The sequence below is a fragment of the Flavobacterium urumqiense genome, assembly GCF_900108015.1.
In the GTDB taxonomy this organism is placed as follows: Bacteria; Bacteroidota; Bacteroidia; order Flavobacteriales; family Flavobacteriaceae; genus Flavobacterium; species Flavobacterium urumqiense.
The window spans coordinates 69,018-84,864 of record NZ_FNVP01000014.1; the positions used below are offsets into that span (position 1 = coordinate 69,018).

At 32.3% G+C, this 15,847-nt stretch carries 12 protein-coding genes and 1 pseudogene; 11 read left to right on the forward strand and 2 right to left on the reverse strand.

The annotated features are described in order from the left end of the window. The first annotated feature begins 39 nt into the window (after positions 1-39). The 10 genes from C4S35_RS14055 (at position 40) to C4S35_RS14105 (ending at position 14,088) form a co-directional block, all read left to right on the forward strand. Complete coding sequence (locus C4S35_RS14055; protein WP_104000788.1) at positions 40-303, forward strand: hypothetical protein; 264 nt, start codon at positions 40-42, stop codon at positions 301-303. A gap of 97 nt (positions 304-400) precedes the next feature. Further along, a complete protein-coding gene (locus C4S35_RS14060; RefSeq protein ID WP_104000789.1) occupies positions 401-1,078 on the forward strand; it encodes a peptidoglycan DD-metalloendopeptidase family protein in 678 nt (225 codons plus the stop codon). A gap of 3 nt (positions 1,079-1,081) precedes the next feature. Next, the gene (locus C4S35_RS14065; protein ID WP_104000790.1) at positions 1,082-1,558 is read left to right on the forward strand and encodes a hypothetical protein; all 477 of its coding nucleotides are present in this window, start codon (positions 1,082-1,084) and stop codon (positions 1,556-1,558) included. A 411-nt stretch (positions 1,559-1,969) separates the two neighbouring features. Then, the gene (locus C4S35_RS14070; protein WP_104000791.1) at positions 1,970-2,533 is read left to right on the forward strand and encodes a helix-turn-helix domain-containing protein; all 564 of its coding nucleotides are present in this window, start codon (positions 1,970-1,972) and stop codon (positions 2,531-2,533) included. Between the two features lies 1 nt (position 2,534). Next, on the forward strand, positions 2,535-5,861 hold the full coding sequence (locus C4S35_RS14080; protein ID WP_244175292.1) for a PAS domain-containing hybrid sensor histidine kinase/response regulator: 3,327 nt from the start codon (positions 2,535-2,537) through the stop codon (positions 5,859-5,861). 2 nt (positions 5,862-5,863) lie between these two features. Next, a complete protein-coding gene (locus C4S35_RS14085) occupies positions 5,864-6,298 on the forward strand; it encodes a response regulator (RefSeq protein WP_104000792.1) in 435 nt (144 codons plus the stop codon). A gap of 95 nt (positions 6,299-6,393) precedes the next feature. Then, entirely contained in the window at positions 6,394-7,218 is an 825-nt protein-coding gene (locus tag C4S35_RS14090) for a CheR family methyltransferase (protein WP_104000793.1), read from the forward strand. After that, positions 7,219-7,812, forward strand: a complete 594-nt coding sequence (locus C4S35_RS14095; protein WP_104000794.1) for a chemotaxis protein CheB — start codon at positions 7,219-7,221, stop codon at positions 7,810-7,812. A 4-nt stretch (positions 7,813-7,816) separates the two neighbouring features. Beyond that, the gene (locus C4S35_RS14100; protein WP_146059559.1) at positions 7,817-11,599 is read left to right on the forward strand and encodes a response regulator; all 3,783 of its coding nucleotides are present in this window, start codon (positions 7,817-7,819) and stop codon (positions 11,597-11,599) included. A gap of 59 nt (positions 11,600-11,658) precedes the next feature. Continuing rightward, positions 11,659-14,088, forward strand: coding sequence for a response regulator (locus C4S35_RS14105; protein ID WP_104000796.1), 2,430 nt, complete (start codon positions 11,659-11,661; stop codon positions 14,086-14,088). 72 nt (positions 14,089-14,160) lie between these two features. Here C4S35_RS14105 and C4S35_RS16150 read toward each other — a convergent pair. Continuing rightward, positions 14,161-14,304: pseudogene (locus C4S35_RS16150) on the reverse strand (IS1595-like element ISSwe1 family transposase); the annotation flags it as partial. 312 nt (positions 14,305-14,616) lie between these two features. Between C4S35_RS16150 and C4S35_RS14110 the strand changes: the two are divergent. Then, positions 14,617-15,447 (forward strand): ice-binding protein, encoded by an 831-nt coding sequence (locus C4S35_RS14110; RefSeq protein WP_104000797.1) that lies wholly within the window; start codon positions 14,617-14,619, stop codon positions 15,445-15,447. A gap of 238 nt (positions 15,448-15,685) precedes the next feature. On the opposite strand, the gene C4S35_RS14115 is transcribed toward C4S35_RS14110, so the two are convergent. Further along, the coding region (locus C4S35_RS14115) for a transposase (protein WP_208618888.1) at positions 15,686-15,847 on the reverse strand (162 nt) is incomplete at its 5' end.

Below are 15,847 nucleotides of genomic sequence, written 5' to 3' on the forward strand. Positions count from 1 at the left end.
GGTAATTAATTAGCTTGTAATAACCATTATAAAAATATCATGAAAAAAATAGTATTGATTTTAAGCGTACTTTCGATTATGACAATTCTTTCCTGTAAGAAAAAAGACGAAAAACCTATGACTCCTCAGGTTGAAACAACTACCGTAACAGCTCCCAGTGCTCCTGTTGCTTCAAGACAAGCGAAAGATAGCTCATCCATAATAGTTGGTGCGGATGGCGTAAATGTCACAACAAAAAGTGGAGCCACTAAAACAAGTGTAAATATTTCTGGTGGTACGGCAAAAATTGAGGTAAAAAAATAACATTCAACTATTCTCTAAATTAAAAGATATAATGCCAATGTAAATTTTTTATGTTGGCATTTTTTATTTATTTTAATCTTTATTACAATACTCTAAAATGAACACAGTAGAAACTATTTTAAAAAGTATTCAAAACGTCAAAGTAATCGATGATTCTGTTGATACTAAATACTATACTTCTTTAGATTTATCGGTTTCAAATAGTTTTTTTTCAAAACAAGAAATTAGCGCATCAGCCGATTTTGAAGAATTTATTGAAAAATATTTAGCTAAAGAAAATTCACAAGTAGCCTATGGAGGTTACAATGAAAAGCGAAATTTATACAAAAGAAGCGCTGCTTTTAATGGTAGTAAAACGGAAGAACGAAATATTCATATTGGGTTAGATTTATGGATAAGAGCTGGAACTCCGGTATTAGCGGCACTTGATGGGACAATTCACAGTTTTAAACATAACATAGGTCTGGGAGATTATGGTCCAACCATTATTTTAAAACATCATATCGAAAATCAGATTTTTTATACCCTATATGGCCATCTGTCACTAGAAAGCATCAGAGGAATTGAAATTGGTACCGCTTTTAAAAAAGGACAAAAATTAGCAACTTTGGGAAATTCAGCAATTAATGGAGATTATTCACCACATTTACATTTTCAAATTATAAAAAATATAGGAGCAAATTTTGGCGATTATCCCGGCGTTTGTAGCAGAAATGATTTGGATTATTATTTGGAAAACTGCCCTGATCCTAACCTCTTATTAAAAATCAAATAAATCATGAAAAAGATAATTCTTATTTTAGCTATCGTTTTGTTTATTAGTTGTAAATCTAAAAGGGTCGCCGATGTACCAAAACCTGAGGAAGTCAAAATTGCAAAACTAATGCTGTCTGATGTTAGTGTCTCTCAAAAAGACAAAGCATACGAATTAGGAAAAAGAGTGCTGATGACGTGCAACACTTCCAAGTTTAAACCTTTTAACGAAAGTGAAGCAATCTCTTCGGTTATTCAAAATACAACCGAAGAAAGGTTGACAAAAACATGCACTAAATTTCGTCAATATTACGGCACCTTCAAAGACCTACAGTTAGTTGAAATCTATAAAAACTACATTGACAAAACAATCATTTTTAGATATAAAGCTTTGTATACCAAAAAAGTGGCTAACAAAGAGCTCCGAGTATCAATGAATGAAGAAAATAAAGTTTCGGCTATTAAATCCCTTGATTGGGTCGATACTTTTCAAAACAAATAATTCCAAACTGAAAAACTGCTTTAAAAATTCATTGGGAATATCAGTTTCAACTTTTTACAAAAACTCGATACCGGGTATAATTCATTATTTTGAATGAATTATACCCGGTATTACTTTGGGACAATTCAATACTACTACTAATTTCTGAACGCTACTATTTTATTAAAATTGAATTAATTTCCCTTTGTCGCAGTTTATTTGTAAATTTAAAGAAAGTTTTTTTTGCAGATTTATATGTTTAAAAAAACAGCCTCTATTTAACCACTTTTTCTTTGAACGCCAACATTATTGAAATTAATAATGTGTGAATTATACAACTTTTTTTTTAAGTTATATAATTAATTTTAACCTATTTATTCGATTTTTACACAATCAATTAAAAAAAATAATTTGAAACTATACATCAAATACATGGTCAGTAATCGCTGTAAAATGGCGGTAAAAGAGGAATTAAAAAAACTTGGATTACATTTCATTGTTGTTGATTTAGGTGAAGTTGAAATCATGGAAAATATTTCTATGATTCAACGGGAACAATTAAAAAAAGCGCTTTTAGACTCAGGACTTGAACTGATGGATGATAAAAAGGCTATGCTGATTGAAAAAATTAAAAATGTAATTATTGAAATGGTACATCATTCAACTGAAAATATCAAAGTAAATTTTTCTGATTATTTAAGTGAAAAAATGAATCATGATTACACTTATTTATCCAATTTATTTTCAGAAGTCCAAGGTACAACCATTGAACAATTTATAATTTCCCATAAAACGGAAAGAATAAAAGAATTGATTATTTATGGTGAATTAAATATTACTGAAATTGCCTGGAAAATGAACTATAGTAGCGTAGCGCATTTATCAAGTCAGTTTAAAAAAGTTACAGGTCTCTCCCCTTCTCATTTCAAGCAATTGAAAGATAAAAGACGAAATCCAATTGAAGAAATTGGAATTTCAAACGAAACAAATAATTAAAATGGAAATTTCAAGGACGCACAATCCTCAATATACTCGTAGTTTAATTGAAGCCAGTTTGGACCCATTCCTAACCATTAGTTTGGATGGCAAAATTACTGACGTTAATGAGGCATCAATAAAAATTACGGGGATTTCACGAGCAAAATTGATAGGCACCGACTTTTCAAATTATTTTACGGAAAGAGAGAAAGCTGAAAAAGGTTACGAAGAAGTTTTTGAAAAAGGATTTGTTGCAGATTATCCGTTGACGATAAAACACAGCAATGGAAAATTAACAGATGTGTTGTATAATGCTTCTGTTTATAAAGATGAAAAAGGCGATGTTTTGGGTGTTTTTGCAGCAGCTAGAGATGTAACCGCACAAAAATTATCATCTAAATATTCCCTTAGTTTAATTGAAGCAAGTTTAGATCCATTAGTTACTATAAATATTGGTGGTAAAATAACTGATATGAATGAAGCTACGGTCAATATTACTGGAATAGAACGTAAAAAGTTAATTGGTTCAGATTTCTTTGATTATTTTACGGAACCACAAAAAGCTCGTGAAGTATATCAAGAAGTTTTTGCTAAAGGTTCAGTTGCTGATTCTCCGCTTACCCTTCGTCATATAGGGGGCAAATTGACTGATGTATTATTTAACGGTTCCGTTTATAGAGATGACAGAGGGAATGTTTTAGGAGTTGTAATTGTAGCCAGAGATATTGCTGAACAAAAATGGGCAACTGAATTACGTTCTGTCAATAAAGAATTGGCTTATCAAAATAATGAAAAAGAAAAACGCGCTGAGGAATTAGTTATTGCCAATGAAGAATTAGCGTATCAAAATAATGAAAAAGAAAAACGGGCAGAGGAATTAGTTATTGCTAATGAAGAACTTGCCTATCAAAATAATGAAAAAGAAAAACGGGCAGATGAATTAGAAATTGCCAATAAGGAACTTGCCTATCAAAATGACGAAAAAGAAAAAAGAGCCGCAGAGTTAGGAATTGCTAATAATGAATTGGCTTACCAAAACGATGAAAAAGAAAAACGTGCAGAGGAATTGGTTATTGCCAATAAAGAATTGGCATACCAAAATGATGAAAAAGAAAAACGGGCAGACGAGTTAGTTATTGCCAATAAAGAATTGGCATACCAAAATGATGAAAAAGAAAAACGTGCAAACGAGTTAATAATTGCTAACAAAGAACTTCGTTTTCAAAATGATGAAAAGGAAAAACGAGCGGCAGAATTACTGATTGCAAACAAAGAACTTATTTTTCAAAACAAAGAAAAAGAAAAACGGAAAATTGAAAATAAAGAATTGGAAGATTTTAGCAATTCTTTAAAATTAGCTTCTCAATATTCTTTAAGTTTAATAGAAGCAAGCCGCGATCCTTTATTTACGATTAGCCCAAAAGGGAAAATTACGGATACAAATGAGGCGTCCGTAAGAGTGACAGGAATAGTGCGTGAAAAGTTAATTGGTTCGGATTTCTTTAATTATTTTACTGAACCTCAAGAAGCTCGAAAGGCATATCAAGAAGTTTTTGACAAGGGTTTTATCGCTGATTACCCTTTGACGATAAAAGATCATAAATTAACTGATGTACTGCTGAATGGTTCCGTTTACAAAAATGAAGAGGGTGATGTACTTGGTGTTGTTGTGGTAGCAAGAGATATTACGGACCAAAAAAGAATTGAAAAAGAATCAATTGAAGCCAGACTTTTTGCCGAATTAGCTACAGAAATTGCTGAAGAAGCGAAACTAAATGCTGAAAACGCTACAACGATAGCAGAAGATGCAGTGAAGGCAAAACAACAGTTTTTGTCGAACATGAGTCATGAAATTCGCACACCGATGAATGCTATTATCGGATTTACGAAAGTGGTCTTAAAAACAGAATTGTCTGCTAAACAAAAAGAATATTTAACAGCAATAAAAATGAGTGGCGATGCATTAATCGTACTCATAAATGACATACTTGATTTAGCAAAAGTAGATGCAGGTAAAATGGTGTTCGAAAAAACTCCATTTAAAATGAAAGCATCCATATCTTCAATGCTTCATCTATTTGAAACAAAAATCCAAGAAAAAAATTTAAAATTAATAAAGGAATATGATAACAAAATTCCTGCTGTTTTGGTGGGAGATCCAGTTCGATTACACCAAATAATTTTAAATCTTGTTAGTAATGCTGTCAAATTTACTAATAAAGGAAATATAACTGTAGGAGTTCATATACTCCATGAAGATAATGAAAAAGTAATTCTTGAATTTGCCGTTACTGATACTGGAATTGGTATTCCAAAAGTAAAAATAGACAGTATATTTGAAAATTTCCAACAAGCAACAAGCGGAACTTCCAGATTATATGGAGGAACTGGACTAGGACTAGCTATCGTGAAACAATTAGTTGAACCGCAGGGTGGCAAAATCCGAGTAAAAAGTACAATTGACGTTGGAACTACATTTAGTTTTACATTACCTTTTCAAAAAACAAATGCTGATGCTGAATTAGAGAATGAAATTTTGGAATTGGATACCGAAATAAAAGATATAAAAGTATTGGTAGTTGAAGATATCGCACTCAATCAATTATTAATGAAAACGCTGTTGGATGATTTTGGCTTCGGTAGAGATATTGCCGAAAATGGTCAAATAGCCATCGAAAAATTAAGAACTCAAAAGTACGATATTATACTGATGGATTTGCAAATGCCAGTAATGAATGGATTTGAAGCCACAGAATATATTCGTAATACAATGAATTCAAAAATTCCTATTATTGCTTTAACAGCTGATGTAACTACAGTAGATTTGGCTAAATGTAAATCTGTAGGAATGAACGATTATATAGCAAAACCTGTTGACGAAAGAGTATTGTACAGTAAAATAGTTGGAATACTAAAAAAACCAAAATTGGAGAAACTTAGTATAAAAATTAATGAAAATATTGGAAATAGTAATGGTTTGGGAAAAAAAATAAAATGTATTGACTTGGTTTATTTAAATCAACGAACAAAATCAAATCCAGCGTTAATGATGGAGATGATTTCACTTTATTTGACACAAACCCCGTCCTTAATTAACATCGTAAAGCAAAGTTTAGCGGATGAAGACTGGCTATTATTAGGTTCAACTGTACATAAAATGATTCCCTCATTTTCAATAATGGGCATTCATCCTGATTTTGAAAATATGGCAAAAAAAATTCAGGAATATGCAAAAGCTCAAGAAAAAAAAGATGGCATACACGATTTAGTCAGACAACTTGAAGAAATTTGTTTGCAGGCTTGCACTGAACTCGAAGAAGAATTTAACCTTATAAAAAATACCTGATTTTGAAAAAAGATACTAAAATAAAAATATTCTTGGTAGATGATGATGCATTATTTTTAAAATCTTTAGAAATTGAATTTCTAGAAAACGCAGATTTTACTATTGAAACCTATCCTACAGGTGAACTGTGTGTTGAAAACTTATCCAGCACTCCTGATGTAGTAATATTAGACTATCAACTGGATGGTATTGTGGAAAATGCAATGAACGGACTGGAAACCTTGGATAAAATAAAAACTTTTAATTCAAATATTCCTGTTGTAATGTTATCTTCTCAGGATAAAATTGAGGTAGCAATAAACTGTATGCATCACAAAGCATTTGATTATGTTGTAAAAAGTGAAACTGCATTTGTTCGTTTACAAAAGATTATTACTACCATTTTTAAATATCAAAAAATGGAAAAAGAACTTAGTTGGTATATGGACAGAATGTAATCCATTTTTCTACAGTTGCTTTCTTTAAGTTCGTCAATAATCATATCAATCACCCTCAATTTGGTTGAAATTAAAACCAAATTTACTTTACAAAAATGCAATATAAAGACACATCGGATCTTGAAATTTCATTGCTGTTGGAAGCTATTTATAGAAAACATGGTTATGATTTCAGGCAGTATTCTCAAGCTCACATCAGACGAAGAATAATGAACAGAATGGCCATTTCAGGATTTGAAGATGTTTCTCAAATGCAATCTAAAGTTTTGAATGACGAAATATTTGCTTCAGAACTCTTGCAGGATTTATCTATAACCGTAACAGAAATGTTTCGTGATCCTGCTTTTTACAGATCATTACGAGAAAAAGTAATTCCTATTTTAAAAACCTACCCTTTTATAAAAATATGGCATGCTGGCTGCGCTACTGGAGAAGAGGCCTATTCGATGGCTATCGTTCTGCAGGAAGAAGGCTTGTATGACAGGACCACCATCTATGCAACTGATTTTAACCAATTAGCTTTGAATCAAGCAAAAGATGGTATTTTTTCGAACAAAATGATAAAAGAATATACTACAAATTATCAATTGTCAGGAGGAAAAGAATCTTTTTCAAGTTATTATACTTCAAGTTATGATAATGTGATTATGAATCAATCCTTGAAAAAAAACATAGTGTGGGCCAATCATAATTTGGTAACCGATAGTGTATTTGCAGAAGTAAACTTAATATTATGTAGAAATGTACTAATCTATTTTGATAAAAATTTACAAAATAAAGTTCAATCTCTTTTTTTTAATAGCCTTATTAATGGTGGCGTTTTATGTCTAGGATCAAAAGAAAGTCTGCGATTTTCTGATTTATATGAAAAATATATGGAGTTGGATACTAAGCAACGAATATTCAAAAAGAAATATTAGATGCATTATGAAGCAATTGTTATAGGAGTTTCGTCTGGAGGTATGAATGTTTTAAAAATCATATCCGCAGCTCTGCCGATTGATTTTAAAATACCAATTATCATAGTTCAACATGTAGGAGCGCATTCCGATAGTAAATGGATACAGCTTTTAAACGAAAAAAGTAACCTTTTAATTAAGGAAGCTGACGAAAAAGAAAAAATAGAGAAAGGAACAATGTATATTGCAGCTCCTAATTATCATTTACTGATTGAAAAAGATAAAACCTTTTCTCTTAGTATAGATGAGCGTGTAAATTTTGCAAGGCCATCCATTGATGTATTGTTTGAATCAGCCGCTGAGGCATACCGGGAGAAATTAATTGGAATCGTGCTTACAGGATCGAATAATGATGGTACTAAAGGGATAATACGAATAAAAGAATGTGGTGGTCTGACCATTATTCAAGATCCAAAAACAGCAGAATCGCCCTATATGCCAAAGTCAGCAATTGATGGTATTGAAGCTGATTATATTTTATCATTAGAAGATATCGTCGAGTTGCTAATAAAAATTGACAATCAAAATAATAATTTTAATAAACTTTACAAATAACAGAATGGAAATGACCCTTGGTAGAAAAATAGTATTAGGATTTGCTACTTGTTCGGTAGTCCTTTTAGTAGTTGCAATTTTTTCTTTTAAAACCAGTGAAAAATTTGTAGCATCAAATGCCTTAGTAAATCATTCCAATCTGGTATTATATGAATTTGAACAGATATTAATGTCTTCTGTAGATGCTGAAACAGGCGTTCGCGGTTATGTCATTACGGGCAATGATAATTTTCTGGAACCATTTATAACTTCTAAAACAAAATCAACAGCTCAGCTTGCTAAAATAAAGGAATTAACGAAAGATTACCCTAATCAACAAGAGAATGTTGAAGAACTTGCGAAAGAACTCAAAATGCGTTTCGACAATTTAAGCAATTGCATAACCTTACGTAAAAACGATTTTGAAAAGGCCAGAGAATTTGTTTCTTCAGGCAAAGGAAAAAAAATACAAGATGAAATAAGAAAAATAATTGCTAAAGCACAGTTAACAGAGCGCACTTTACTTACCGATAGGATACGAACCAGTGAAAACGATGCTAACATGTTTAATTTAGTTTTTATCATTTTATTATTTATTATTATTGCTATTCTTGTGATTGTATACACCATAGTCGCTGCAAATTTGAAAGCACTGAAAAAGTCCGAATCAGAAACTGCTGGCAAAAATTGGTTACTTACAGGTAACTCAAAACTTAATGAAAAATTAATAGGAGATCAAAGTATCACACAATTGGCAAACAACACTATTAGTTTTTTATGTACTTATCTAAAAGCTAACATAGGAGCTGTTTACTTATTTGATGAAAAAGATAATTCTCTAATTCTTAGTGGAAAATTTGCTTTTTCATCCTTTAAAGACACTCAGGAAAAATTTAAATTAAATGAGGGACTAATCGGTCAGTCAGCATGGGAACAGAAACAAATTTCTATAACAGCTATTTCCGAAGATCAAATACGCATTACTTCATCTGTAATGAATGCAAAACCAAAAAATTTGCTTATCACTCCTTTTTTGCTAGATGGTAAAACATTGGGCGTAATAGAAATAGGCAAGTTGACAGATTTCAATGAAACGGAAAAAGAATTCCTAAAGGTTTCAATGGACAGTATTGCTATTTCAATAAATACGGCTATAAATCAGCAATCGCTAAGAGAGCTATTGGCTAAGGTCCAATCGCAAAAAGGTGAAATGGAAATAGCAGCGTTGGAACTCGATCAGCAAATTAATTCCCTAAATCAGGCAGCTATTGTTTCCATTGCTGACGTAAATGGTAATATCATATATGCCAATGATAAATTCTGTGAGATTGCTAAATACACTAGAGAAGAGTTGTTGGGAAAAAATCACAGAATTTTAAAATCAGAAAAACAACCAGACGTGTTCCATGTTGGTATGTGGAAAGTCATTAGTAATGGCAGAACCTGGAAAGGGGAAATATTAAATAAAGCTAAAGACGGAACATTTTATTGGGTTGATACAACAATTACTCCATTTAAGGGAATAGACGGTAAAATCGAAAAATATGTTTCAATTCGATTTGATATTACTAATACGAAAAATCAAATGCAGGAACTTGCTAATCAAGCAGAAGAACTTCAAATGCAACAAGAAGAACTGAGACAACTGAATGAAGAATTAGAGCAGCAAGCACAAAATCTAAAACAACAGCAAGCGGAATTGCAAATGACCAATGAAGAATTGGAAGAGCAAACTCAGTCATTGGAGGAGAAAAACAAAGAAGTTGAAGCTTCTAAAAATGACATTGAACAAAAAACGAAACAACTAGAGATTAGCAGCAAGTATAAATCGGAATTTCTTGCAAATATGTCCCATGAGTTGCGAACACCGCTTAATAGCTTACTTATCCTCTCCAAAGATTTATCAGAAAACAAAAATAAAAATCTGGATGATGTTCAGGTTGAAAGTGCAGAGATAATTTATAAAAGTGGCCATGACCTGCTTGTATTAATAAATGAAATACTAGATCTTTCCAAGATTGAAGCAGGAAAAATATCTATAACAATAGAAAAAATAGTACTGAAAAATTTTACGGATAATTTGATTCGTAATTTTAGACATCAGGCGCAACAAAAAGGATTGGAGCTTATTTGTAATTTGGGTGCTGATTTACCCGAATTCATAACTACTGATGAACAACGTTTGGATCAGATATTGAAAAACCTCCTATCTAATGCTATAAAATTTACGGAAAAAGGAAGCGTAACTATAAGTATTGACCGAAATACAGCAACTACATTGAACATTTCTGTTAGCGATACAGGCATTGGAATATCAGAAGACAAACAAACGTCTATTTTTGAAGCTTTTCAGCAAGCAGAAGGCGGTACTTCCAGAAAGTACGGAGGCACGGGCTTAGGACTTTCTATTTCTCGTAAACTCGCAAAATTATTGCAAGCAGAAATTACGGTAGATAGCGTATTAAGTCAAGGGTCTGCATTTTCGCTCATTATTCCGTTTGAAATACATCCTGAACAGGAAGCTGTCAGTACAAGAAAGATAGAGACTGTTGTTTACGCACCCCGTTCTGAGCAGGACGCAACTTTTCTAAATTATTCCACCATAGAGGACGATAGAAATACAATTATTTCAGATGATAAAGTAGTCCTTATTATTGAAGACGATCGAAACTTTGCTTCCATTCTTTTGAAACAAGCGAACAAAAAAGGATTCAAATGTTTGGCGGCAGCAACGGGAGAAGATGGTTTACTGCTTGCTTCAAAATATAAACCACTAGCGATTATTCTCGATATGGGTCTTCCAGGAATTACAGGGAAACAAGTACTGCAAGAGTTAAAAGCAAACCCGTCTGTGAGGCACATACCGGTTCATATTATTTCGGCTGATGATCGTTCTCTAGAACCAATTAGAGAGGGAGCGGTAGAATATTTAATGAAACCAATATCTAAAGATGGTCTAGAAGAAGCTTTTAACCGAATTGAAAATTTTGTCAATAGAAAAATAAAAAACCTGTTGATTATAGAAGACAATGAAAACGCCAGAAAAGCAATGATAATACTCATTGGCAATGGAGATGTCAAATGTTTTGAAGCGGCAACCGGTAAAGAAGCTTTAGAATTGTATGAACAAAATAACATTGATTGTATTATACTGGATATTGGTTTACCAGACATGAGCGGTTTTGACCTTATCCAAAAACTAGAGTCTATAAAAGGCCAAAACATGCCTCCTATTATTGTTTATACCGGAAAAGAACTTACAAAAGAAGAAAATGATTTTATTCATAAATATGCGGAGAGCATTATTATAAAAGGTATAAAATCCGAAGAACGATTACTAGATGAGACGGCTCTGTTCCTTCACCGCACCATCAGTAATTTACCGAAATCAAAACAATTAATTATAAATAATTTGTATGATAAAGAAGCTATCTTCCACTCAAAAAAAATATTATTGGTAGATGATGATATGCGAAATGTTTTTGCATTATCCAAAATATTGCAAGAACGCGGAATGGAAGTAATAAAGTCAGAAAATGGCAAAAAAGCATTGGAGATGCTGGATACTCATGCTGACATTGATATGGTATTAATGGATATTATGATGCCGGAAATGGATGGTTACGAAGCAATGAAACGAATACGATCTCAAGTAAAATTCAGAAGTTTACCCGTAATTGCTCTAACGGCAAAAGCCATGAAAGACGATAAACAAAAATGTATTGATGCCGGCGCAAACGACTACATTACTAAACCTATTGATGTAGAACGCTTGCTATCATTGATGCGCGTATGGTTAAGTAAATAAACAACGTCAGTACAAGGTGGTACAGCCCCTATTCATCAAGTTAAAATTTTATTTTACAAATGAAAATAAATAGCCCTGTTAAAATTTTATTGGTAGACGATCTGCCTGAAAATTTGTTTGCCTTAGAGGTAATTCTCTCCATCGAGAATTATTTATGCGTAAAAGCAAATTCAGGTAATGATGCATTGAAAATTCTTCTACACGAACAGGATTTTGCCATCATATTAATAGATGTGCAAATGCCGATGATGGATGGATTTGAAACCGTAGAATTAATTCGCCAGATAGAAAAACTCAAATATGTCCCGATTATTTTTTTAACGGCCAGTATGGATAATTCCTCCCAAATTTTTAAGGGTTATCAGGCTGGTGCCGTTGATTATATGATTAAACCTCTTTCTCCAGAAATATTAAAGGCAAAAGTAGCTGTTTTTGTGGATTTATATAAGAAAAATCAGGAATTATTAGTTCAGGCAAAACAGCTGAAAAGGCTTAACACCGACCTTAAAGCACAAAAATTACTTTCTGAATATTCGCTAAGTCTTATTGAAGCAAGTCACGATCCTTTATTTACAATTAGTTCTGAAGGAAAAATAACCGATATGAATAATGCATCAGTAAATGTAACCGGAATATTGCGTGAGAAATTACTTGGAACCGATTTTTTTGATTATTTCACTGAACCTCAAAAGGCGCGTGAAGTATATCAGAAAGTATTCAAAAAAGGATTTGTTACCGACTCTCCACTAATACTTCGTCATAAAAATGGCAAGTTGACGGATGTATTATTCAACGGATCAGTATACAAAGATGATAAAGAAAATGTGCTAGGAGTTGTTATAGTTGCCAGAGATGTTTCGGATCAAAAAAGAATTGAAACAGAATTGATAGAGGCAAAAGTATTTGCGGAGTTGGCTACCATTATTGCAGAAGAAGCAAAAAGTAAAGCTGAAGATGCGATGAAAGCGAAACAGCAATTTTTATCTAATATGAGTCATGAAATTCGCACCCCAATGAATGCGATTATTGGATTTACAAAAGTATTGAGTAAGACCCATTTGACTGATAAACAGAATGAATATTTTAATGCTATTAAAGTATCTGGAGATGCCTTAATCGTACTAATTGACGACATACTCGATTTAGCAAAGGTTGACGCCGGAAAAATGACCTTTGAGAAATGTCCCTTCAAAATAGCCACATCTCTATCTGCAATGCTTCATTTGTTTGAAACAAAAATTCAGGAAAAGAATTTAAAGCTCTTTGAAAATTATGACAGTAAAATCCCTGAAGTATTAGTTGGAGATCAAGTACGTTTGCACCAAATTATTTTAAATTTAGTAAGTAATGCGTTAAAATTTACTTCAAAAGGACAGATTACGTTTAGCGTTGATTTAATACATGAAGATAATGAATCCGTCATTATCCAATTTGCAGTTACTGATAGCGGAATTGGTATTGCTGCAGAAAAAATAAATACTATATTTGAAAATTTTCAACAGGCTACCAGCGGTACCTCAAGATTGTATGGAGGAACTGGATTAGGGCTGGCGATAGTAAAAAAATTAGTAGAAACACAAGGTGGCAGCATTCACGTAAAAAGTCAAATAAATAAAGGTTCAACATTTTGTTTCACATTACCTTTCCCAAAAACAAAAGCGAAAGCGGAGTCAGAAACAACAATACCAAAGTTGGATATGGAATTTTTAAATATAAAAGTATTGGTGGTGGAAGATATTCCGCTCAACCAGTTACTGATGAAAACCTTAATGGATGATTTCGGATTTGAAAGGGATATTGCTGATAATGGAAAAATCGCCATTGAAATGCTTCAGAACAAATCTTACGATATTATCCTGATGGACTTGCAGATGCCTGAAATGAATGGCTTTGAAGCGACAGAATACATCCGAAATACTATGAATTCTAAAATTCCCATCATTGCTTTAACGGCTGATGTTACTACTATAGACTTAGCTAAATGCAAAGCTGCAGGTATGGATGATTATATTGCAAAGCCTGTTGACGAAAAAGTTTTGCATAGTAAAATAGTTGGATTAGTAAAAAAACCAATCGTTAAAAAATCAGAACTTTCTAATGAAAATGAAAATAGTCAAAGCAAAAAATTAAAATGTATTGATTTATCGTCTTTAAACCAACGAACAAAATCTAATCCAGCATTAATGATGGAAATGATTTCTTTATATTTAACACATACACCTCCTTTAGTTACTACATTAAAACAAAGTTTAGAAAATAAAAACTGGACTTTATTAGGAGCAGCAGCACATAAAATGATTCCTTCTTTTTCAATAATGGGCCTCAGTCCCAATTTTGAAAATATGGCAAAAAAAATTCAGGAAATTTCTGCAAATCAAGAATATACTGAAGAATTGCATATTTTAGTTACTCAAATTGATGAAATTTGTATTCAGGCTTGTAAAGAATTAGAAGAAGAACTTAATATAATTAAAAACGAAACATTATAGGAACATGGTTCATATTCTTTGGGCGGAAATTGATGTAATAGATCTTATTTAAAAATTTATTGAGGTGTGCACTTACTTACTTATTATAATGTCTTGATATAAAACTTTTTGAGCATTCATCATTCTGTATATAAGTAGGTCAAATATTTTTTCCTTGTAAATTGACCTATTAATTCGGCAACTAAACTCGTCTAAATACTTGTGAATATGCTCTTTAACCTAATGAATCTAGATACTCTTCTTTTTTTAACTCTGTTAGACTTTTATAATTTTTATTAAACTAAAAACCTATCTTAAATCGTTGAGATTTCTGTCTGAAAAATGGGTACAGCATAATTTAATCCTTATTTAAACTATCATTTACAGCACATATTGGTAATTTTTAGTTAATCCAAAATACATTGATAACTAAAAAACTTTCCAAAACGACAATCTTACAACTAAATGCTACAATTTTATAACTTATCCGATAGTAATATTTTGACATTTGTAAAGTGGCAAATAAGTCACAAAATAAATAAATGAGTTATGAAATTAAAAAATACACTATCTACCCTCGCTATGCTATCGGTAGTATTTTTGACCAGTTGTACTAATGATACTGCTGAGAATTCAACTTCTAATTCCTCTGCAAGTGCAAAAGCAGATGGTTTAACTTCTACTATATTTGCAGTTAATGAAACTTATAATATAGCAACAACAATTGGTTCACAGAAAGCAGTAAATCTTGGTATTGCAGGAGATTTTGCAATTCTATCAAAAACAGGAATTACAGATGTGTATAAATCAGCTATTACCGGTGATATTGGGTCAAGTCCGATAACTGGTGCTGCTATATTAGTTAGATGTACAGAAGTAGTAGGAACAATATACACCGTTGATGCTGCCGGTCCGCTTCCGTGTAGTGTACCTAATGCTACAAGATTAACAACTGCAATTGGAGATATGCAAACCGCTTATACTGATGCAGCAGGACGAACTAATCCTGATTTTCTTAATTTAGGTGCGGGAAATATTGGAGGAAAAACACTGACACCTGGTTTGTATAAATGGACAACTGCGCTTACTATTCCAACGGATATAACTATTTCTGGTAATTCAACTGATGTTTTTATTTTCCAAGTAGCCGGTACTCTTAAATTGAGTTCAGCAGTTAGAATGACGTTAACAGGAGGAGTACAAGCCAAAAATATTTTTTGGGTAGTTTCCGATGCTGTAACATGTGGAACAACTAGTCATTTTGAAGGAAACATATTAGGAATGACCGGGATCAATTTTCAGACTCATGCAACAATAAATGGAAGATTACTAGCACAAACTGCTGTAACACTTCAAATGAATGATGTAAGCAAGCCGTAATAATTGTAGGAAATAAAAACATAAAAAATAGGCTGTCCGAATCGGGAGGGCACTGAAAAACACCCCTTATTTTGATCAGAGTCGTTTTTTAGACAATAAAAAAACGTTTGTAACAGGATTTGTATAATCCGTTGCAAGCGTTTTTCTTTTTAATATTGATTTTTAATGTTGGTTCAATAAGTCTATTTTGAGCTTACCTAGAGTCATTTTGAGTAATGCAGCAGTAGATTGCATTTTTCTACATTAATTTCAGTATTCTTTTTAAGTTGACTGCGAAAATTGCTATTGCACCTTGCATTTGCATATTGGTAATGCCATACGATATTGCTCTATCATAACCATGTACATTTTTCAACTCACTGTTTTTCGCTTCTATTTTATATCGGTGTTTTGCTTTTTC

Excerpts from the sequence above, each read along its gene's own strand:
- C4S35_RS14055 (WP_104000788.1), top strand. The coding sequence starts at position 40 with ATGAAAAAAATAGTATTGATTTTAAGCGTACTTTCGATTATGACAATT.
- C4S35_RS14090 (WP_104000793.1), top strand. The coding sequence starts at position 6,394 with ATGCAATATAAAGACACATCGGATCTTGAAATTTCATTGCTGTTGGAA.
- C4S35_RS14105 (WP_104000796.1), top strand. The coding sequence starts at position 11,659 with ATGAAAATAAATAGCCCTGTTAAAATTTTATTGGTAGACGATCTGCCT.
- C4S35_RS14070 (WP_104000791.1), top strand. The coding sequence starts at position 1,970 with ATGGTCAGTAATCGCTGTAAAATGGCGGTAAAAGAGGAATTAAAAAAA.
- C4S35_RS14060 (WP_104000789.1), top strand. The coding sequence starts at position 401 with ATGAACACAGTAGAAACTATTTTAAAAAGTATTCAAAACGTCAAAGTA.
- C4S35_RS14080 (WP_244175292.1), top strand. The coding sequence starts at position 2,535 with ATGGAAATTTCAAGGACGCACAATCCTCAATATACTCGTAGTTTAATT.
- C4S35_RS14110 (WP_104000797.1), top strand. The coding sequence starts at position 14,617 with ATGAAATTAAAAAATACACTATCTACCCTCGCTATGCTATCGGTAGTA.
- C4S35_RS14065 (WP_104000790.1), top strand. The coding sequence starts at position 1,082 with ATGAAAAAGATAATTCTTATTTTAGCTATCGTTTTGTTTATTAGTTGT.
- C4S35_RS14100 (WP_146059559.1), top strand. The coding sequence starts at position 7,817 with ATGGAAATGACCCTTGGTAGAAAAATAGTATTAGGATTTGCTACTTGT.
- C4S35_RS14095 (WP_104000794.1), top strand. The coding sequence starts at position 7,219 with ATGCATTATGAAGCAATTGTTATAGGAGTTTCGTCTGGAGGTATGAAT.